This window comes from Enterobacter sp. Taxon_8 (assembly GCF_058354585.1).
In genome coordinates this window covers 2692804-2712433 of record NZ_CM177989.1, presented here as the reverse complement: position 1 = coordinate 2712433, position 19630 = coordinate 2692804, and the positions used below count along the sequence as shown (strand labels likewise).

Here is a 19630-nt window from a genome sequence, read left to right as displayed (position 1 = left end):
GCTATAAACCTTAAATCACACCCTGCCCAATCATCGCATCCGCTACCTTCACGAATCCGGCGATATTCGCCCCGCGCACGTAGTTGGTTTGCGATGCCTCGCCGCCGTACTCCACGCAGGCATGGTGAATATCCAGCATGATGTGATGCAGGCGGGCATCCACTTTTTCCGCCTTCCAGCCGAGACGCGCGGCGTTTTGCGCCATCTCCAGGCCGGACGTCGCCACGCCGCCCGCGTTAGCGGCCTTGCCCGGTGCAAACAGCACGCCCGCTTCCAGGAACAGATCCGTCGCTTCGATTGTGGTCGGCATGTTCGCCCCTTCGGCTACCGCCTTCACGCCATTGCTAATCAGCGTGCGCGCGGCGTCTGCATCCAGCTCGTTCTGCGTGGCGCACGGCAGGGCGATATCCACCGGCACGCCCCACGGCTGTTTCCCTTCAAGATACGTCAGGCCAAACTCCCGGGCATAATCTGCAAGACGGCCATCGCGGCTGGCTTTAATTTCGCACAGGCGTGCCAGCTTCTCTGCCGTGAAGCCCGCTTCATCCACCACCGTTCCGCTGGAGTCAGAGGCGGTTACCACGCGAGCGCCAAACTGCATCGCTTTCTCAATCGCGTACTGCGCCACGTTACCGGAGCCGGACACCGCGACGCGCATGCCTTCAAAGCCTAAACCGTGGCGCTTGAGCATGGCCTCGGTGAAGTAAACCAGGCCGTACCCGGTCGCTTCCGGGCGGATCAGGCTCCCGCCAAACGACAGCCCCTTACCGGTAAAGACGCAGGCGCTGTTGTTGGAGAGCTTTTTCATCATCCCGGCCATAAAGCCTACTTCACGCCCGCCCACGCCGATATCACCGGCAGGCACGTCGGTGTAAGGACCAAGATGGCGATAGAGTTCGGTCATCAGCGCCTGGCAGAAACGCATGATTTCACCTTCGCTTTTGCCTTTCGGGTCGAAATCGCTGCCGCCTTTCCCGCCGCCCATGGGCAGCGTGGTGAGGGCGTTTTTAAAGGTCTGCTCGAAGCCGAGGAATTTCAGAATCGACAGGTTCACGGACGGATGGAAACGCATGCCGCCCTTAAACGGGCCGATGGCCGAGTTGAACTGTACGCGCCACGCGCGGTTAACCTGCACCTGATTGCGATCGTCAACCCACGTCACGCGGAACTGGATCACGCGCTCTGGCTCGACCAGGCGTTCGAGCAAAGACATCTGGCGATAGCGCGGGTTTTGTTCAAGGAAGGGCCACAGGGTGGTCATCACTTCACGCACGGCCTGCGCGAACTCGCTTTGGTGCGGGTCGCGCTGCTGAACGTGGGCAAGGAAACTTTCCAGAGAGCGTGTCTGATCCATAGATATAAGAACCTCTTATAATAATGTTTGTATATGACTTATGCGATTTGTGTTGTTTTTTTGACTATAACACCCGTACTGCTTTGTCTGGCAAGCAGAAATTTAGGACGAAAGGGAAATTAATGAGAGCGCGGGCGTCATAACCAAAAGCGATGACGAGATAAATTAAAGGTTCCGCGCGGGTTTACCGTTATAGTCATTATCAAGGGAACAACAGGAAGATGTGTCTATGAAACGTTATCTATTAACCGCGTTATGTCTGATCTTCACCGCTGGCGCGCAGGCTGACCGCATTCGTCCGGACGTGGAAGTGAATGTGCCGCCGGAAGTGTTTAGCTCCAGCGGCCAGAATCAAACGGTGCAGCCCTGTAATCAGTGCTGCATCTATCAGAATCAGAACTACTCGGAAGGCGCCGTGGTGAAAGCGGACGGCATTCTGCTGCAGTGCCAGCGCGACGAGCGCGCCATCAGCACGAACCCGCTGGTCTGGCGTCGCGTAAAACAATAAACGCTTCCAGCAGGGGAATATCCGCGGGGGCTAAGGTGTAGCCGAACGCCTCTTCCGGCGTACACCACGCCAGCGCGCTGTGGTAGTGCGCCGTGAGCGCACCGCTAAACGCAGGAACGTGCCAGGCGTGCAGGTTGATTAACCGCTGCGAGACCTCGCGCTGGTGGCTTGCCACGTATTGCGCGGGCAGCGCTTCAATACCCAACTCTTCACGCAGCTCGCGGATAAGCGCCTCGGGCTGGGTTTCACCCGCCTCGACTTTGCCGCCTGCAAATTCCCACATGCCCGGCTGGTCGGCGTGGGCAGGGCGCTGTGCCAGTAAAATTTTGTCGTCTTTTTCGATGATGGCGGCAACGACATCGAGTGTTTTCAGCATGGTCGTCAATAATTGATGGCGAAAAAAGACATATTATCGTGCCCTTTCTCAGAGTCCAGCTATCAGGAGAATCAGGTGAAAGAGACTACCGCCTGGGTTGCCCCTATCGAATCCCTTCCCGCCAGCCTTAAACCCATTGCCGTGATGCAAAAAAAGCATTTTGGCGCCGTGCTAAATCCCACGCGCTGGTGGGGGCGCATGCCGCGTCTGTTCTGGCTGGTGGCGCTGTTCGTCGGTTTTCTGGAGCGTCGTCGCGCGCGCCTGACGCCCGTTCTTCGTTCGCTGCTCATGACGCGGGTATCCCAGCTCTGCCATTGCGCTTTCTGTATTGATGCCAACAGCCTGCGGCTGGCCGAGCGCTGCGGGGCGCTGGATAAGGTGCAGGCCGTGAGCGACTGGCAGGATTCAGCCTTGTTCACGGAGCAGGAGCGCGCGGCGCTGGCCTACGCCGAGGCGGTGACCGCCACCCCGCCCCGGGCGGATGAGGCCATCAGAGCGGCGCTGAAGCGCCACTTTACGGATGACGCCATCACCGAGATGACGGCGCTCATTGCCTTTCAGAATCTCTCCGCCCGCTTTAACGCCGCGCTGGATATTCCGGCGCAGGGGCTGTGCGCCACATTTAACGAGACGCCTCATGCTTGATCGCCATCTTCACCCTCGGATAAAACCCGCTCTGAATTTTATGGTCTCCGTGCTGGACCGACCGGGCATTACGCCCGACGGATTGACCCTGACAGGGTTTGCCATCGGCGTGCTGGCGCTGCCGTTTCTGGCCCTCGGCTGGTATCCGGCGGCGCTGGTCGCCATCGTGCTTAACCGCCTGCTGGACGGGCTGGACGGGGCGCTGGCGCGCCGCAGAGGGCTGAGCGATGCGGGGGGATTTCTCGATATCTCGCTCGATTTTCTTTTCTACGCCCTGGTGCCGTTTGGCTTTGCGCTGGCTGCTCCGGCAGAGAATGCGCTGGCGGCTGCCTGGCTGCTGTTTGCGTTTATCGGGACCGGCAGCAGTTTTCTGGCGTTTGCGACGCTGGCCGCAAAGCACGACATCGACAACCCCGGCTATGCGCACAAGTCGTTTTATTACATCGGTGGGTTAACGGAAGGAACGGAGACCATCGCGCTGTTCGTGCTGTGCTGCCTCTTCCCGGCGCACTTTACGCTGTTCGCGTGGGTATTCGGCGCGCTGTGCTGGCTGACCACCACAACGCGCGTCTGGAGCGGCTATGTTACGCTGAAGTCACTCAACCCTTAGAGAGCGCTCTCTGGCCCGCGCTCTCCGCTGGTGACCGGGTTCTGCGGATGACTGCTCCATTCGTACCAGCCGCCGTCATAGACGGCGACATTCTTCCAGCCCATCGCCCGGGCGTACATAAAGGTTTCGGACGCCCGCCAGCCGGTGCCGCAGTAAAACGCGACGTGCTGTTCCGGCAGAATATTCCAGCGCTTCCACTGGGCGGCGATATCGTCCGCGCTGCGCATGGTGCCATCCGGGTTATGGAAATCCTCCATGTGGGTAGCATCGCTGCCCGCGTGACCCCAGCGGGCACCGGCAATTTCACCTTTTGGCTTGATGTAGCTGTAGCCGCTGGTTTCGCCGATGAACTCCGGCCACGAGCGAATGCTGACCAGGGAGGCATCCTGACGGTGCAGCATGCCGCGCGCCTGTTCCATATCCACCATCAGCTGCGGCTGGCCGGGGATCGGCGCGCCAAAATCGGGGGCGGGTTTGACGGGGCCGGGCACTCCGCCCTGTACCAGCAGTCCCGAATCAGACCATGCCTTCCAGCCGCCGTCCAGAAGACGTACATCTTTCACGCCGGCGTAGAGCATTATCTGGGCCACACGGGCGGCGGCGTAAACGTCGCGACCATACAGAATAACGGTAGTGTCATGGCGGATCCCGTGTTTCTCCAGCATCGCTTTCAGCTTGTCGTCAGAAACTTTATTCCACAGCGGTTCGCTTTCAACCTCGTTAGTATCGATGTAGCCCGCCCCGGGAATATGGCCGAGCAGATAAAATTTAGGCCCCCCCCAGCCGGCTTCTATAATCTTCCAGTCGGCTGATGGTGCCGCGGTGATACGTTCCCCTTGTTGCAGGCGATGGATCCACTCCGGGTAAACCAGCTGTTCAAAGTGCGGCAGACGCTGAAGGCGGCCGGGGGTCTGCAGAGCATCGCTGAGCAGCGAAACGTGGCGATATCCTGCTTTCTCCAGACGGGCTTTCACCGCCAGGTTATCCCTATCGTCACCGTACAGGGCGATGGCCGTCGCAGGGGGCAACTGATGCTGTTTTGCCCAAAGCGCAAGCTGCTCGTCACTCATTGCGCTAAGCCAGGCGGCAGCAAGGTTGAGTGCGGCGGGTTCATGCCCGGAGGGGCCGCTGAGCGTCTGCGGCCAGCCGTTATAAAACGCGCTGGCGCGGGTGTCGACAGGCGTGCCGTGCTGCGCCTGAAGCTGAGACAGCGTGATGGCGTTGGGCATATCAGCCGCCAGAGAGGAAAAAGAAGCGAGGCCGCAGAGCAGGGCCAGCGCGGTCAGTTGAGAAACACGTTTCATCGAATAACCTGACGTCAATAAAAGAGGGGTGCATTGTCGTCTCTCCCGAAACGTAAAACATTGCGTTAGCACATTATTGCCAGCGAGAAATCTCAATCAGCTTGCCGCCGGGCGGAATATCGTCCTCATCGTGCGTGACCAGCACTACTGGAATATTGCGCGCGCGGACGGCGTCAAACACCCATGCCCGAAATGAGGCTCGTAACGCTTTATCGAGGCGCCCGAACGGTTCATCCAGCAGCAGCGCCTGCGGCTCCGCGAGCAGGGCGCGCAGCAGGCTAACCCGGGCGCGCTCCCCACCGGAAAGGGTGGCCGGGTCGCTGGCGTAATGACCGCTCAGCCCCGCGGAATTCAGAGCCTGCTCGACCGCTTCCCGACGCGCGCGTCCGGTGATGCGCTCGGGCAGCGCCAGCAGCAAATTCTGCCCGACGCTGAACTGTTCGAACAGCAGCGCGTCCTGGAAGAGAATACCCAGCCCGCGGGATTCCACGGGGAGACCGTCGCAGCGACGCGCGTCCAGCCACAGTTCGCCCCGCGCCTGGAAATCGTCTGACAGCGCGCCGACCATCCAGGCAAAAAGGGTCGATTTTCCGCTGCCGGACGGCCCCATCAGGGTGACGATCTCCCCGCGGGGCACGCAAAAACTGACCTCGCGGAAAAGCGGTTCGACGGTGAGATTGTTTACCTTCAGCATTAACGTAATCCTTGTCGGTAGCGGCCTACGAGCCGGGACAACAGGGCAGCAAGACCAAACACCGTGCCCGTGACCAGCATTAGTCCCAGCGCCCGGTTAGCGAGGATCGGGATGCTGCCCCCGCTGCTGAGCGCGACGGTTTCGGTGGTCAGGGTGGCGAAACGCCCGGTGCCGAGCCAGAGCGTCGGCATGTATTGCGCCATGCTGACGGAAAAGCCGGTGGCAAAGGCCAGCAGCGCAGGGCGCACCAGCAGGGGACATTTCAGCAGCAAGAATATTTTTCCCCGTCGCCAGCCGAGCGTTCTGGCGGTGAGGATGAGCCGGGGATCGATCCGCCGCCAGGCGGGCTGCAGCACCAGCAGCGTCCACGGCAATACCCACAGGAGGTGGCTCCAGAGCACGGCGGCGTAGTGCCCGTCGATGCCCAGGTGCAACGCAATCGCATACTGACCGGTGACGAGCGGGAGGGCCGGAAGGGCGAGCGGTAACCATACCCACAGCGTGCCACGCTGCGGACCCCATTCCAGCCAGAGCAAGCCGACGACCAGGGCAATCAAGGCTGAAAGCAGACCGAAGGAAAGGCTGCTTCCCACCGGGCCAACGTCATTCCTTTGCGCCAGCATCAACAGCACCACGGCGCACAGCACGCCGCACGCGGGGAGGAACCCGCTCAGTGCTCGCTCAGGCAGGAGGCGCTGAGACCGGGGACGCGTCCCCGCGACTTCCGGAATGGTGCGACGCCATGCTTTCCAGAGGCCGTACCCGAGGGCGGCAAGCGCGGACAGCAGCAGAAGGAGAAGCAGGCACAGCAGCGTCCCTTTTGCCTGCTGCTGCGCGTCGCCCTGGCTCAGCCACTGCCAGGCCAGCACGGCCAGGGTAGGCGGGTTGCCGGGCCCGAGAACGATCGCTACGTCCACGACCGAGAGCGACCACGCCAGCACCGCCAGCATCACCGCCCCGAGAACGGGCGCGATGGCCGGGAGAATCAGCCAACTGAGCGTCTGAAAACGCCCGTAGCCAAAGGTTTGCAGGACGATCTTCTGCTGCGCGAGCCGCTTCTCCGGCAGCACGGCGTAAATCGCCCACAGCACAAACGCGCTCTCTTTGACCGCGAGCGTCAGGCCCAGCCCGGTGCCGTATCGGTCAAACGGCGGCGAACAGACGGTGCAGATCTGATAAAACAGACCGCCCTCGGCAAAAAGCAGTAATGCGCCGGTGGCGAACGCCACATGGGGGATCGCCAGTAGCCATGGCAGGCGGGTAGTGAGACGGCGCCAGCGCTTACCGGGCCATAAAAGGCTGACGAGGAAAAGGGCAATCAGCAACGCCCCCAGCGTGGCGATGAGCGTTGAGACCAGCGTGGCGACGGCCGCCTGCGGGAGTTGCGGATCGTTCACCAGCCGCTGCCAGTTTGTCAACGAAAACGCCGGTGCCAACAGCATGGCGCCTGCGGGCAGGAGCGGTAGATAAATTACCGCCATCGCCAGCCAGACTAGCCCGCTCAGCGGGTGCCGTAACGACGCAGCCATTCCTGCTCCAGCGCGTTCACCCAGGCGGACTGCGGCTCTGCAAGCACCTTCGGCAACTCCTGAGGCGTGTGGGCCAGCAGCTGTTTGGCTTCACCTTCGGGCAGCGTTTTGGCATCCAGCACGCTCGGATCGCCCCAGATGGCCGGGTCGGCCTTGCGGATCTGCGCCTGCGGTGACAGCAGGAAATTAGCGACCACTTTTGCACCCGCGCTGGCGCCGGCATTGGCCGGAATCGCCACAAAATGGACGTTACCTAGCATCCCACTCTGGAAACCAAAGCTGTAGCTGTCGGCAGGCAGTTCGCCGCTCGCTATTTTTTGCTGACCATGGGCCGGGTTAAAGGTCAGGGACAGGTTCAGGCTGCCGCTGGCAAGCAGGGCATCCATCCGTGCAGGGGAAGGGGGGAAATCTTTCCCTTCGCGCCACAGCTGCGGGTGGAGTTTGTCCAGATAATCCCAGAGCGGTGCCGTCACCTCGGCAAAGGTGCTATCGGGAGCCTTTTGCAGCGCGTCCGGGTGAACGGTCAGCGTCAGCAGCAGCTGCTCAAGAAATGCCGTGCCGGTAAAATCGGGCGGGCGCGGATAGCTGATCTTGCCGGGGTGCTGCTGCGCGTAAGCCAGCAGCGCCTGAGGATCCACAGGCGGCGTCGGCATGCTGGCCTTGCGGGCGATAAAGGTCAGCTGCGCGCCGCCCCATGGCGATTCCGCCCCGTCGGTTGGGACGGCAAAATCTTCCGTGACCGGTTTGCGGGTATCAACATAGCGCCAGTTTGGCAGCGTCTGCGCCCATCCGGTTTGCAGCAGGTTCGCCTCTTTCAGCGTGCGGAAGTTTTCGCCGTTAATCCACAGCAGGTCAACCGAGCCGTTGGTCTTACGCCCCGCGGCGGCTTCGGTCTGAATACGTTTTACGGCGTCGGCAGCATCCGCCAGCGGGACGATTTTGAGGGTAATGGCATAGTGCGTTTGCATCTCATCGCTGACCCATTCCAGATAGCGGTTGACCGCCGGATCGCCGCCCCAGGCGTTAAACCAGACGGTCTGGCCTTTAGCCTGTTGCTGAATGGCCTGCCAGCCGTTGGCGGCAAATAGGGGGGCTGCCAGCAGCAGACCGGTCAGAAACGTGCAAAAACGCACACGGCGCATAATGCCTCACTTTTTAGCAGACGGGAGAAAACGGGAAAACAGCCGGCGGGTGACCAGCGGTAATAACCCCAGTAGTGTAAAGGCGAATAGCATGCCCGGCGACAAAATATCGCGCAGCGAAGTCACTTTTCCCAGCTCGCGCCCGGCGTTCAGAAAGATAATCGTGGCGGGCAGCATGGCGACCTGGCTGACCCACCAGTAGCGGCAGACGCCCATGCGGGTCAGCCCCATCAGCAAATTCACCAGAAAAAACGGGAACAGCGGCATCAGGCGCAGGGCAAAAAGAAAGTTCGCGCCGTCGCGCGCCATACCAGCGTTTACCGTTTTCATCTGCTGAGCAAACCGCTGCTGAACCCAGTCGCGCAGCAGATAACGGCTTGCGAGCATCGCAAGCGTCGCCCCGAGGGTGGAGGCAAACGAGACCAGCACGGTGCCTTCCCACAGGCTAAACAACGCCCCGCCCAGCAGGGTGAGGATCGCCGCGCCGGGAATCGAGAGGGCGGAGACCGCCACATAGATCGCAAAAAAGGTCAGCGCGCTGCGCAGCGGCGCGTGGTCAACATGGGAGAGGAGTGCCTGCTGGTGGGTTTTAATCCCTTCCAGGGAGAGGGTTCCCGGGGAAAGCATGACAAACGTCAACATAAATGCGCCCAGAAGGGCGCACAGGAAGAGTGTTTTTGGAATATTCACGCGTCATTACAGCTTGAATTTAGCCCACACCGGCGCGTGGTCAGATGGTTTTTCCATGCTGCGGATGTCGTAGTCGATCCCGGTTTCGATGCAGCGCTCTGCCAGCGGCGAACTGGCCAGCAGCAGGTCGATACGCAGGCCGCGGTTGTCGTCAAAGCCTTTTGAGCGGTAGTCAAACCAGGAGAAGCGATCCTGCGTTTCCGGGTTGGCGTTGCGGAACGTGTCCACCAGGCCCCAGCCCAGCAGGCGCTCCATCCACTCACGCTCTTCCGGCAGGAAGGAGCATTTGCCGGTGCGCAGCCAGCGTTTGCGGTTCTCTTCGCCAATACCGATATCGAGATCCGTCGGGCTAATATTCATATCGCCCATGATCAGCACCGGATTCTCTTTTTTGAGTTCGGTGGTCAGGTAGTCCTGCAGATCCTGATAAAACTTGGCTTTAGCCGGGAATTTTGTTTCATGGTCACGGCTCTCACCCTGCGGGAAATAGCCGTTAATGACCGTGATATTTCCGAGCGCGGAAGGGACTTCCGCCATGATGATGCGGCGCTGCGCTTCTTCACCGTCGCCGGGGAAGCCGCAACGCACGGAAACCGGCGGCGCTTTGGTGAGCAGCGCGACGCCATAGTGACCTTTCTGGCCGTGATAAAAGACGTTGTAGCCGAGTTTCGCCACCTCTTCGAGGGGGAACATGTCGTCGTGAACCTTTGTCTCCTGCAGGCCGATCACATCTGGCTGATGTTGCTCAACGATAGCTTCAAGCTGATGAGGGCGGGCACGCAGGCCGTTGATATTAAAAGAGACAAATTTCATAGTCGCTGCCAGTGCAAGGTGAATAGTGCAGGGATGGTAGCAGAATTTGCGTCAACTGTTACCGGCTTCGGCCAATAACTGCAACAGATAATGCCGGTGGTGCAATATTTGCACCATTCTGACGCGCCTCGCCCTCAAACAGGGCGTAAATGACCGATAAATTTCGCGAGCGATCACAATTCCAGAATTATATTTGGCCTGTGCATACTCTTTCTGATTTTCATGCGGCAAAGCGCCGCTTGTCGTAAAAATATTCACTTTTTATGCACTAAAGGTGAATAACTCCATATTGTAACTTATTGATATTCTGTTACCTCAACTCGTTTATGCAATTTTATCGCTGGCTGGCACGAAGGCTGCAATCTACATTCACAGTGCAAACACTCAATTATTTAACATTCAAATAACCTTTTATTTACCGGATGAGGTCGCTATGTCTCTGTCAATTACGCGTGAAAATTTCGATGAATGGATGATGCCGGTTTACGCTCCGGCGGCTTTTATTCCGGTTCGTGGGGAAGGCTCGCGCCTGTGGGATCAGCAGGGTAAAGAGTATATCGACTTTGCCGGTGGGATTGCGGTCAACGCGCTGGGTCATGCGCACCCGACGCTGCGTCAGGCGCTCAATGACCAGGCGGCGAAGTTCTGGCATACCGGCAACGGCTTTACCAACGAGCCCGCGCTGCGCCTGGCCAAAAAACTGATCGACGCGACGTTTGCGGAGAAGGTCTTTTTCTGTAACTCGGGGGCGGAAGCCAACGAGGCGGCGCTGAAGCTGGCGCGCAAATATGCGCACGATAAATTTGGTACCCACAAGAGCGGCATCGTGGCGTTTAAAAATGCCTTCCACGGGCGCACGCTCTTTACCGTCAGCGCGGGCGGCCAGCCTTCATACTCGCAGGATTTCGCCCCGCTGCCGCCGGATATCCGTCACGGTATTTATAACGATCTGCAGTCCGCCAGCGAGCTGATTAACGACACCACCTGCGCGGTGATCGTCGAGCCGATGCAGGGCGAGGGCGGCGTGCTTCCGGCGAAAAAGGAATTCCTGCAGGGGCTGCGCGAGCTGTGCGATCGTCATAACGCGGTGCTGATTTTCGACGAAGTCCAGACCGGCGTGGGCCGCACCGGCGAGCTGTATGCCTATATGCACTACGGCGTCACGCCGGACGTGCTTTCGACCGCCAAAGCGCTGGGCGGCGGCTTCCCGATTGGCGCGACGCTGACCACCGATAAATTCGCCAGCGTGATGACCGTCGGCACCCACGGCACCACCTACGGCGGCAACCCGCTGGCCACCGCCGTCGCCGGGCAGGTGCTCGACATCATTAACACCCCTGAGGTGCTGAAGGGCGTTAAGCAGCGCCACGACTGGTTTGTTGAGCGTCTGAACGCCATCAACGGCAAAACGGGGCTGTTTAAAGAGATCCGCGGCCTGGGGCTGTTAATCGGCTGCGAGCTCACAGCTGAGTTTGCCGGGAAAGCTAAACTTATTTCACAGGAAGCGGCAAAAGTGGGCGTGATGGTGCTGATTGCCGGTGCCAACGTAGTGCGTTTTGCTCCCGCGCTGATCGTCAGCGAGGAAGAGGTGCAAACCGGTCTGGACCGCTTTGCGCTGGCGTGTGAAAAAGTGAAATCCGGGGTGTCATCATGATGGTCATCCGTCCCGTTGAGCGCGGCGACCTCGCCGGGCTCATGCAGCTTGCCGGTAAGACGGGAGGCGGGCTGACCTCGCTTCCTGCCGATGAAAATACGCTGTCGGCGCGCATTGAGCGCGCCCTGCAAACCTGGCAGGGGACGTTGCCAAAAAGCGAACAGGGGTATGTGTTCGTGCTGGAAGACACCGACACGGGAACCGTGGCCGGGATCTGCGCCATTGAAGTGGCCGTCGGGCTTAACGATCCGTGGTACAACTACCGCGTCGGCACCATGGTTCACGCCTCGAAAGAGCTTAACGTCTATAACGCGCTGCCCACGCTGTTTCTCTGCAATGACCACACGGGCGCCAGCGAGCTTTGCACGCTGTTTCTCGACCCGGCGTGGCGAAAAGAGGGCAACGGCTATCTGCTCTCCAAATCGCGCTTTATGTTTATGGCCGCCTTCCGCGATCGCTTTAACGAAAAAGTGGTTGCGGAGATGCGCGGCGTGATCGACGACACCGGCTACTCACCGTTCTGGGAGAGCCTGGGCGAGCGCTTCTTCTCGATGGAGTTCAGCCGGGCGGACTATCTCTGCGGCACCGGCCAGAAAGCCTTTATTGCCGAACTGATGCCGAAGCATCCTATTTATACCCATTTCCTCAGCCCGGAAGCACAGGCGGTGATCGGCGAAGTGCATCCGCAAACCGCACCCGCCCGCGCGGTGCTGGAGAAAGAAGGCTTCCGCTACCGCAACTATGTCGACATCTTTGACGGCGGGCCTACGCTTGAGTGCGATATCGACCGCGTGCGCGCGATCCGTAAGAGCCGGCTGGTTGAGGTCTCTGAAGGCCAGCCCGCGCCGGGCGACTGGCCGGCGTGCCTGGTGGCGAACGAAAATTATGCCAACTTCCGCGCCATGCTGGTGCGTACCAACCCCAAATGTGAACGTCTGGTGCTGACGGCTGCAGAACTGGATGCCCTGAAATGTAACGCCGGCGATACGGTTCGCCTGGTGCGTCTCTGCCCTGAGGAGAAAACAGCATGACATTATGGATTAACGGTGACTGGGTCACGGGCGAAGGCGAACAGCGCGTAAAGACCAATCCGGTAGGAAAAGAGGCGCTCTGGAAGGGGAATGACGCCAGCGCCGCGCAGGTGGAACAAGCCTGCCATGCCGCCCGCCGCGCGTTTCCGGCGTGGGCAAAACAGCCTTTCGCCGTGCGCCAGGAAATTGTTGAAAAGTTTGCCGGGCTGCTGGAGGCAAACAAGGCCGAACTGACGCGCATCATCGCGTCTGAAACCAGTAAACCGCGCTGGGAAGCGACAACCGAAGTGACGGCGATGATCAACAAAATCGCCATTTCGGTGAAGGCGTACCACACCCGTACCGGCGAACAGCACACCGACATGCCGGACGGCGCGGCCACGCTGCGCCACCGTCCGCACGGCGTGCTGGCGGTGTTTGGTCCGTACAACTTCCCGGGGCATCTGCCGAATGGGCACATTGTGCCCGCGCTGCTGGCGGGCAATACCGTCATCTTCAAACCGAGCGAGCTCACGCCATTAACCGGCGAAGCGGTGGTTAAGCTGTGGGAACAGGCAGGCCTGCCGCCGGGCGTGCTAAACCTGGTGCAGGGCGGACGGGAAACCGGTCAGGCGCTGAGCGCGCTGAGCGATATCGACGGCCTGCTGTTTACCGGCAGCGCCGGGACGGGCTATCAGCTGCACCGCCAGCTGGCGGGGCAGCCGGAAAAAATTCTGGCGCTGGAGATGGGGGGCAACAACCCGCTGATTGTGGAAGACCCGGATGATATTGACGCCGCGGTGCACCTGACGATTCAGTCCGCCTTTATAACCGCCGGACAGCGCTGCACCTGTGCCCGCCGTCTGCTGGTGAAAAGAGGTGCGCAGGGGGATGCTTTCCTGAAACGTCTTGTAGAGGTAAGCGCGCGCCTGGTGCCAGCCGCGTGGGATGCCGATCCGCAGCCGTTTATCGGCGGACTGATTTCCGAACAGGCCGCGCTGAACGTGCTGAAGGCCTGGCAGGACCACGTCGCGCGCGGCGCGAAAACCCTGCTGGAGCCGAAGCTGGTTCAGCCGGGAACCTCGCTGCTGACGCCGGGCATCGTAGAGATGAGTGGCGCGAGCAACGTCCCGGATGAAGAGGTCTTTGGTCCGCTGCTGTGCGTCTGGCGTTACGACGATTTTGATGCGGCGATTGCGATGGCCAATAACACCCGCTACGGCCTGTCGAGCGGGCTGATTTCGCCTCATCGCGAGAAGTTTGATCGGCTGCTGCTGGAAGCGCGCGCCGGGATTGTGAACTGGAATAAACCGCTGACCGGGGCCGCGAGCACCGCGCCGTTCGGCGGCGTGGGCGCATCGGGCAACCATCGCGCCAGCGCGTGGTATGCCGCCGATTACTGTGCCTGGCCGATGGCGAGCCTGGAAACCCCGGCGCTGACGCTGCCGGAGACGCTTAATCCGGGGCTGGACTTTACCGGAGGGGACCGTCATGAAAGCGCGTGAAGTCAACTTTGACGGGCTGGTGGGGCTGACGCACCACTACGCCGGTCTCTCTTTTGGTAATGAAGCCTCGACGAAGCACCGCTTTCAGGTTTCCAACCCGAAGCTGGCGGCAAAACAGGGGCTGCTGAAGATGAAAGCGCTGGCGGATGCCGGTTTCCCGCAGGCGGTGATCCCGCCGCAGGAGCGTCCGAACGTGGCGGTGCTGCGCCAGCTCGGCTTTAGCGGCACCGATGAGCAGGTAGTTGAAAAAGCGGGTACGCAGACGCCGCACCTGCTCTCGGCGGCAAGCTCCGCCTCTTCGATGTGGGTCGCCAACGCGGCAACCGTCGCGCCGTCAGCCGATACGCTGGATGGCAAAGTCCACCTGACGGTGGCGAACCTGAATAACAAGTTTCACCGCGCCACCGAAGCGGAAACCACCGAGCGCGTGCTGCGCGCCATTTTCAACCAGGACGCCCATTTTGCGGTGCATCAGGCCCTGCCGCAGGTGGCGATGTTCGGCGACGAAGGCGCGGCCAACCATAACCGCCTGGGGGGCGATTATGGCGATCCGGGCCTGCAGCTGTTTATCTACGGGCGAGAAGAGGGGGGCCACGCCGCGCCAACTCGTTACCCTGCGCGTCAGACGCTGGCGGCCAGCCAGGCGGTTGCCCGCCTGAACCAGGTGAATCCTTCCCAGGTGGTTTTTGCCCAACAGAACCCGCATGTGATTGACCAGGGCGTATTCCATAACGACGTGATCGCCGTTTCTAACCGCCAGGTGCTGTTCTGCCACGAGCAGGCGTTTGCCCATCAGGAGAAACTGCTCGCCACGCTGCATGAGCGCGTGCGTGGCTTCACGCCAATCCAGGTGCCAACGGAGGCGGTTAGCGTGCAGGATGCGGTAGAAACGTATCTGTTCAATAGCCAACTGCTCAGCCGCGATGACGGCAGCATGATGCTGGTTCTGCCGCAGGAGTCCCGCGATCATCAGGGCGTGTGGCGCTATCTGACCGAGCTGGTGAAGGCCGATAACCCCATTTCCGAACTGCGCGTGTTTGACCTGCGCGAAAGCATGGCCAACGGCGGTGGTCCCGCCTGTTTACGTCTGCGCGTGGTCTTGACCCAGGACGAAATGAAGGCGGTGAATCCGGCGGTTATGATGAACGATACGCTCTTTACGCGGCTGAATGACTGGGTCGATCGCTACTATCGCGATCGGTTAACGCAGGCGGATCTGGTTGACCCGCAGCTTCTGCGTGAAGGACGCGAGGCGCTGGACGCGTTATCGGCAATCCTGCAGCTGGGATCGGTTTACCCGTTCCAGCGCTGAAGGAGTGGATATGGAAAATTTACTGGCGCTGACCCTGGCCGATGAGACACCGGAACAGAAAGAGGGGGAGGGCCCCTCATTTCGCTGGCGGTGGCTTGGCCGCGGGATGCTTGAGCTGACGCCGACAGCAAAAGGCGATCTCTCGCTGCTGCTTTCAACGGGTATCCACGGGAATGAAACGGCGCCCGTTGAGATTGTCGATCTGCTGCTGCGCGCGCTGTATCGCGATGAGATTACCCTGAAGTGCCGCGTGCTGGTGGTGCTCGGCAATCCGCCTGCGCTGGCGCAAAACAAACGGTATCTGGTCAGCGATATCAACCGCATGTTCGGCGGGCGCTGGTCGCAGTTTCCGCAGAGTGACGAAACGGCGCGGGCACAGTGGCTGGAGAACATCGTGGCCCCGTTTTTTGACGCTGCGGGACCCGTGCGCTGGCATCTGGATCTGCACACGGCAATTCGCGCGTCCTACCACGTTCGCTTCGGCGTTCTGCCGCAGCGCAATCAGCCGTGGGAGGAAGATTTCCTGAGCTGGCTGGGAGACGCCGGGCTGGAGGCACTGGTGTTTCACCAGTCGCCGGGCGGAACCTTTACGCACTTCACCTGTGAGCACTTTGGCGCGTTGTCCTGTACGCTGGAGCTGGGGAAAGCGCTGCCGTTTGGGCAAAACGATCTTACCCGCTTTGCGCCAACGCATCTCGCCCTTCGGGCGCTGCTGGGCGGAACGGCTCCCGAGCATACGCATCTGCCCGTCGAGCGGTATCGGGTCGTACAGCAGATCACGCGGCGCAGCGACGCCTTCCTGCTCCATATGGCCGCGCATACTCTAAACTTCACGCCGTTTCGCAAAGGGGCGCTGCTGGCCGAGGATGGCGAGGAACGTTACGAGGTGCAGAAAACCACCGAGTATGTTTTATTCCCTAACCCAACCGTCGCGTTTGGCCTGCGGGCCGGGCTGATGCTGGAAAAAATATCCTGAACCTTTCCCCTCTCATCATCCGGGAGGGGAAGTTAAATACCTTTTCTTAGCAATTAAAGCGCGTGAACGTGTTTTGCAGAATATTCCTGGTGAATTGCTTTATTATTCACCTTCACTCCGTTATACTTCTGCAAAATCGCTTTAAAATCATCGTATTGAATATTTTTGGTTGCAACTCTCCACGCTTTATCCTTATTTCCTCCACATTTGGCGAAAATTTGTTTTTTACACTTTCATTGTTTTACCGTTGCTCTGACTAATTGACGATAAACCCCGTAAAGTTAATCTCGTCAACACGGCATAGCGCCGAAGAATAACTGAAAGAAAGGAAATAAATTATGCGTAAGTTTACTGCACTGTTTGTTGCTTCTACCCTGGCTCTGGGCGCTACCAGCATGGCGTTCGCCGCAGATACTGCGACCACCACACCTGCCGCGTCTGCTGAAGGCAAAATGATGATGCATCATAAAGGTCCGGGTATGCACAACGAGATGATGATGTTTAAGGATCTCAACCTGACGGATGCGCAGAAGCAGCAGATCCGCGACATCAGAAAAGGCGAACGCGACCAGATGAAACGTCCACCGCTTGAAGAGCGTCGTGCGATGCATGACATCATCGCCAGCGACAGCTTCAATAAGGCGAAAGCCGAAGCGCAGATCGACAAAATGGCCGAGCAGCACAAAGCCCGCATGCTGGCTCACATGGAAACCCAGAACAAGATCTACAACATTCTGACCCCGGAACAGAAAAAACAATTTAATGCGAATTTTGAGAAGCGTCTGACAGAACGTCCGGCGATGGAAGGTAAAATGCCAGCACCAACCGAATAATCGGTTCACTCTCTTAAGACCGCCGGGATCCTGTCCACAAAAGCGCAATCGCTGTGGACAGGACCGGCGGTTTTTCTTTCCTGCCCTCTTGTCTGCCGCCGCCAGCGCGGTATGCTCCTGTAGTCGCATCAGAGAATGTTTGTAGAGTCATGGCGTTAGAATTTTTATTAACGTTCCGCTAAGGCCTGCCCGCTCTGCTGCCGATACTGTTTCTGTGAATACCCAACGATAACAAACAAGACAGCAACGATAGCAATATCCTTGCCCTGGCACGGGTTGTGCCATTCAGGAGTGGTGATGGAGTTCTTTGATATCCGTAAGATGCCGGTCAGCCTCTGGCGCAATGGTGCGGGTGAAACGCGTGAGATTTGTTGTTTCCCTCCCGCGACGCGGGATTTTCAATGGCGTGCCAGTATCGCGACTATTGCAAGCAACGGCGAATTTTCCTCGTTTCCAGGCGTTGACCGGGTGATCACGTTACTGGAAGGAGGGGAGGTGACGCTGGATGCCGGTCAGGCATTTTTCCATACCCTCAAGCACCATCAGCCCTACAGCTTTGCCGGCGATCTGCCGGTGAAAGCGCTGCTGTCCGATGGGCGGATGGCGATGGACTTCAACATCATGACCCGGCGCGACTGCTGCCGGGCGAAGGTGCGCGTGGCTGACCGTACCTTTACCACCTTTGGCTCACGCGGGGGCGTGATATTTGTGTTAAGCGGGGCGTGGCAGCTGGGTGATAAATTTCTGACGGCCGATCAGGGCGCCAGCTGGGAGGAGGGTACCCATACGCTGCGTCTGCTGGAGGCTCAGGGCACCTTATTGTTCAGCGAAATCACGTGGCTGCCAGGTCATTGAGCACAATGATCTCAAATTTACCGGCTAATACCGGCTTACAGAGAATTTTATAGCCATCGTGGTCAAATCCGGCGGGCGTGCGCAGCAGGGTTGCCGCGTCGTTGATGTCGTCGACAGCGCCCAGCCAGAGCCAGTTATTGACGATGTGATACTGGGTCATCGCGTCACCCACTTCTTTTAGCGCAACGGCGCTTTCCCAGGGCCAGCACTTCACGCTGATGGCCCCCAGACCGGAGAGGAGCCGGGCGTGGTGCGCCTCAATGCTCTCTTTCCCACAGCAGGCACCGGCGCAGCGCTTCAGCGCGGATCGGAAACAGGCGCGTCCGCGGGTGGTTGCCTCGAGACCTAAAAGGCTGTAGCAAAGCTGCAGCTCGTCCGCCAGCGTCTGCAGCGCCTGGAGCGCGGCGCGTTTATTGGCGAACAGCCCATAGAGATTGGGGGCATGTGAAAAATCGACCTCGCGCGCGTAGACGACCTGCGGCTTGCCATCGTTGATCTGCAGGGAGCAGAGCTGACGGTTGCGGCGCAGGCGCTTATTGAACAGCGGCTGCTGCTCTTTAATCAAACGCGCTTCCAGCAATAGCGCGCCCATTTCTCCGGCCGTCTGGAACCAGGTAATGCGTCGCGACTGGCGCAGCATGGCGGCCTCGTCCGGGGTACGCAGATGGGATAACACCCGACTGCGAATGTTAACGCTCTTGCCAATGTAGAGCGGCAGGGTGTCGCTTTCGCCGTGAAAGATGTACACGCCCGGCTGTTTAGGCAATGCTTCAAGCCAGGGGCGAAGGTGCTCGGGATATTCGTAGATAGCCGCCGCTTCAAACTCAAGACGCGGGGCGGATTGACGCCTGCTCACATACTGCTCCATATACTGTTCAGGTATACAGTGTAGCAGGAGTGTGGTGGTTAAAAAAGAGCCGGGTGGCGGCGACGCCTTACCCGGCCTACAAAACGGGGTTACCGTTTTGCTTTATTTTTTCCAGAAGTCGTCAAACACCGTAATGGGCGTGTGGCGCTTGTGCTCGGTTTTCAGATACCAGCCTTCGATGATTTTCGCGGTACGTTCATCCAGCTTTTTGCCTTCCAGATAATCATCAATGTTGTCATAGGTGACGCCAAGCGCTGCTTCATCCGGCAGGGAAGGGCGATCGTCCTCCAGATCGGCTGTCGGCGCTTTCTTATACAGATGCTCAGGACAGCCCAGCGCGGCAAGCAGCTGCTTGCCCTGACGCTTGTTGAGACGGAAGATAGGGTTAATGTCGGTGCCGCCGTCGCCGTATTTGGTGAAGAAACCGGTGATCGCTTCTGCCGCATGGTCGGTGCCGACCACGACGCCTTTGGTCATCCCTGCGATGCTGTACTGTGCTTTCATACGTTCGCGGGCTTTCTCGTTGCCGCGAACAAAATCGCTCAGCTCAATGCCCGCTTCGCGAAGCGCCTGCTCGCTTGCCAGCACCGAGCCCTTAATATTCACGGTCAGCACGCGGTCAGGCTGAATGAAGGCAATGGCATCCTGGCAATCCTGCTCGTCCGCCTGTACGCCGTAAGGAAGGCGCACAGCGATAAACTGCAGCGTCTCATCGCCCGTCTCTTCGCGAAGCTCTGAAATCGCCATCTGGCAGAGTTTACCGGTCAGGGTAGAATCCTGGCCGCCGCTGATGCCCAGCACCAGGGATTTCAGGAAAGCGTTCTTTTTTAAGTACGATTTTAAAAAATCCACGCTGCGGCGGATCTCTTCATGTGCATCTACCGTAGGCTTCGCGCCCAGTGCCTGAATAATCTCTTGTTGCAGAGCCATCACGCCCTCCATATGCAGTACA

20 protein-coding genes are annotated in these 19630 nt (G+C 59.4%); 10 read left to right on the top strand and 10 right to left on the bottom strand.

What is annotated here, in order from left to right; translation table 11 throughout:
- Positions 1-10: 10 nt before the first annotated feature.
- On the bottom strand, positions 11-1354 hold the full coding sequence (gdhA, locus tag AC4IBF_RS12830) for an NADP-specific glutamate dehydrogenase (protein ID WP_491462867.1): 1344 nt from the start codon (positions 1352-1354) through the stop codon (positions 11-13).
- A 229-nt stretch (positions 1355-1583) separates the two neighbouring features.
- Here gdhA and AC4IBF_RS12825 point away from each other — a divergent pair, with 229 nt between their 5' ends.
- Positions 1584-1862 carry a DUF1496 domain-containing protein gene (locus AC4IBF_RS12825; RefSeq protein WP_115874800.1) on the top strand — a complete coding sequence of 93 codons (279 nt, stop codon included), beginning with the start codon at positions 1584-1586 and terminating at the stop codon, positions 1860-1862.
- On the opposite strand, the gene AC4IBF_RS12820 is transcribed toward AC4IBF_RS12825, so the two are convergent.
- Positions 1822-2238, bottom strand: coding sequence for a pyrimidine (deoxy)nucleoside triphosphate diphosphatase (locus tag AC4IBF_RS12820; RefSeq protein WP_136194702.1), 417 nt, complete (start codon positions 2236-2238; stop codon positions 1822-1824). The genes AC4IBF_RS12825 and AC4IBF_RS12820 overlap by 41 nt on opposite strands.
- 75 nt (positions 2239-2313) lie before the next feature.
- Here AC4IBF_RS12820 and AC4IBF_RS12815 point away from each other — a divergent pair, with 75 nt between their 5' ends.
- Both AC4IBF_RS12815 and AC4IBF_RS12810 read left to right on the top strand, forming a co-directional pair.
- Positions 2314-2883, top strand: coding sequence for a carboxymuconolactone decarboxylase family protein (locus AC4IBF_RS12815; protein WP_136194703.1), 570 nt, complete (start codon positions 2314-2316; stop codon positions 2881-2883).
- Positions 2876-3493: a CDP-alcohol phosphatidyltransferase family protein gene (locus AC4IBF_RS12810; RefSeq protein WP_136194704.1), complete on the top strand. Its 618-nt coding sequence runs from the start codon at positions 2876-2878 to the stop codon at positions 3491-3493. The genes AC4IBF_RS12815 and AC4IBF_RS12810 overlap by 8 nt, the downstream gene beginning before the upstream one ends.
- Here the strand turns inward: AC4IBF_RS12810 and AC4IBF_RS12805 are convergent.
- From AC4IBF_RS12805 to xthA, 6 genes are all read right to left on the bottom strand, one after another.
- Complete coding sequence (locus tag AC4IBF_RS12805; RefSeq protein WP_136194705.1) at positions 3490-4797, bottom strand: sulfurtransferase; 1308 nt, start codon at positions 4795-4797, stop codon at positions 3490-3492. The genes AC4IBF_RS12810 and AC4IBF_RS12805 overlap by 4 nt on opposite strands.
- 73 nt (positions 4798-4870) lie before the next feature.
- Positions 4871-5491, bottom strand: a complete 621-nt coding sequence (locus AC4IBF_RS12800) for an ATP-binding cassette domain-containing protein (protein ID WP_133294199.1) — start codon at positions 5489-5491, stop codon at positions 4871-4873.
- Entirely contained in the window at positions 5491-7020 is a 1530-nt protein-coding gene (locus AC4IBF_RS12795; protein WP_136194706.1) for an ABC transporter permease family protein, read from the bottom strand. The genes AC4IBF_RS12800 and AC4IBF_RS12795 overlap by 1 nt, the downstream gene beginning before the upstream one ends.
- Positions 6993-8153, bottom strand: coding sequence for an ABC transporter substrate-binding protein (locus AC4IBF_RS12790; RefSeq protein ID WP_133295419.1), 1161 nt, complete (start codon positions 8151-8153; stop codon positions 6993-6995). The genes AC4IBF_RS12795 and AC4IBF_RS12790 overlap by 28 nt, the downstream gene beginning before the upstream one ends.
- Positions 8154-8168: 15 nt before the next feature.
- Complete coding sequence (locus tag AC4IBF_RS12785; RefSeq protein WP_133294201.1) at positions 8169-8852, bottom strand: TVP38/TMEM64 family protein; 684 nt, start codon at positions 8850-8852, stop codon at positions 8169-8171.
- Positions 8853-8858: 6 nt separating this feature from the next.
- Positions 8859-9665: an exodeoxyribonuclease III gene (gene xthA / locus AC4IBF_RS12780; protein ID WP_491462866.1), complete on the bottom strand. Its 807-nt coding sequence runs from the start codon at positions 9663-9665 to the stop codon at positions 8859-8861.
- A gap of 433 nt (positions 9666-10098) precedes the next feature.
- On the opposite strand from xthA, the gene astC reads away from it, so the two are divergent.
- From astC to ves, 7 genes are all read left to right on the top strand, one after another.
- Positions 10099-11319, top strand: coding sequence for a succinylornithine/acetylornithine transaminase (astC, locus tag AC4IBF_RS12775; RefSeq protein WP_248173545.1), 1221 nt, complete (start codon positions 10099-10101; stop codon positions 11317-11319).
- Complete coding sequence (astA, locus tag AC4IBF_RS12770) at positions 11316-12350, top strand: arginine N-succinyltransferase (RefSeq protein ID WP_115874811.1); 1035 nt, start codon at positions 11316-11318, stop codon at positions 12348-12350. Before astC ends, astA begins: the two co-directional genes overlap by 4 nt.
- Positions 12347-13834 carry a succinylglutamate-semialdehyde dehydrogenase gene (gene astD, locus AC4IBF_RS12765; protein WP_133294203.1) on the top strand — a complete coding sequence of 496 codons (1488 nt, stop codon included), beginning with the start codon at positions 12347-12349 and terminating at the stop codon, positions 13832-13834. The genes astA and astD overlap by 4 nt, the downstream gene beginning before the upstream one ends.
- The gene (astB, locus tag AC4IBF_RS12760; protein ID WP_252092778.1) at positions 13821-15146 is read left to right on the top strand and encodes an N-succinylarginine dihydrolase; all 1326 of its coding nucleotides are present in this window, start codon (positions 13821-13823) and stop codon (positions 15144-15146) included. The genes astD and astB overlap by 14 nt, the downstream gene beginning before the upstream one ends.
- 10 nt (positions 15147-15156) lie before the next feature.
- Positions 15157-16122 carry a succinylglutamate desuccinylase gene (gene astE / locus AC4IBF_RS12755; protein ID WP_491462865.1) on the top strand — a complete coding sequence of 322 codons (966 nt, stop codon included), beginning with the start codon at positions 15157-15159 and terminating at the stop codon, positions 16120-16122.
- Between the two features lie 338 nt (positions 16123-16460).
- On the top strand, positions 16461-16955 hold the full coding sequence (gene spy, locus AC4IBF_RS12750) for an ATP-independent periplasmic protein-refolding chaperone Spy (protein ID WP_491462864.1): 495 nt from the start codon (positions 16461-16463) through the stop codon (positions 16953-16955).
- Positions 16956-17252: 297 nt separating this feature from the next.
- Complete coding sequence (gene ves, locus AC4IBF_RS12745; RefSeq protein WP_348942677.1) at positions 17253-17810, top strand: environmental stress-induced protein Ves; 558 nt, start codon at positions 17253-17255, stop codon at positions 17808-17810.
- Here ves and cho read toward each other — a convergent pair.
- Together cho and nadE are read right to left on the bottom strand one after the other, a co-directional pair.
- Positions 17788-18666, bottom strand: coding sequence for an excinuclease Cho (gene cho / locus AC4IBF_RS12740; RefSeq protein WP_133294207.1), 879 nt, complete (start codon positions 18664-18666; stop codon positions 17788-17790). The two genes, ves and cho, sit on opposite strands and share 23 nt — an antisense overlap.
- 114 nt (positions 18667-18780) lie before the next feature.
- The gene (gene nadE, locus AC4IBF_RS12735; protein ID WP_111965602.1) at positions 18781-19608 is read right to left on the bottom strand and encodes an NAD(+) synthase; all 828 of its coding nucleotides are present in this window, start codon (positions 19606-19608) and stop codon (positions 18781-18783) included.
- Positions 19609-19630 lie beyond the last annotated feature (22 nt).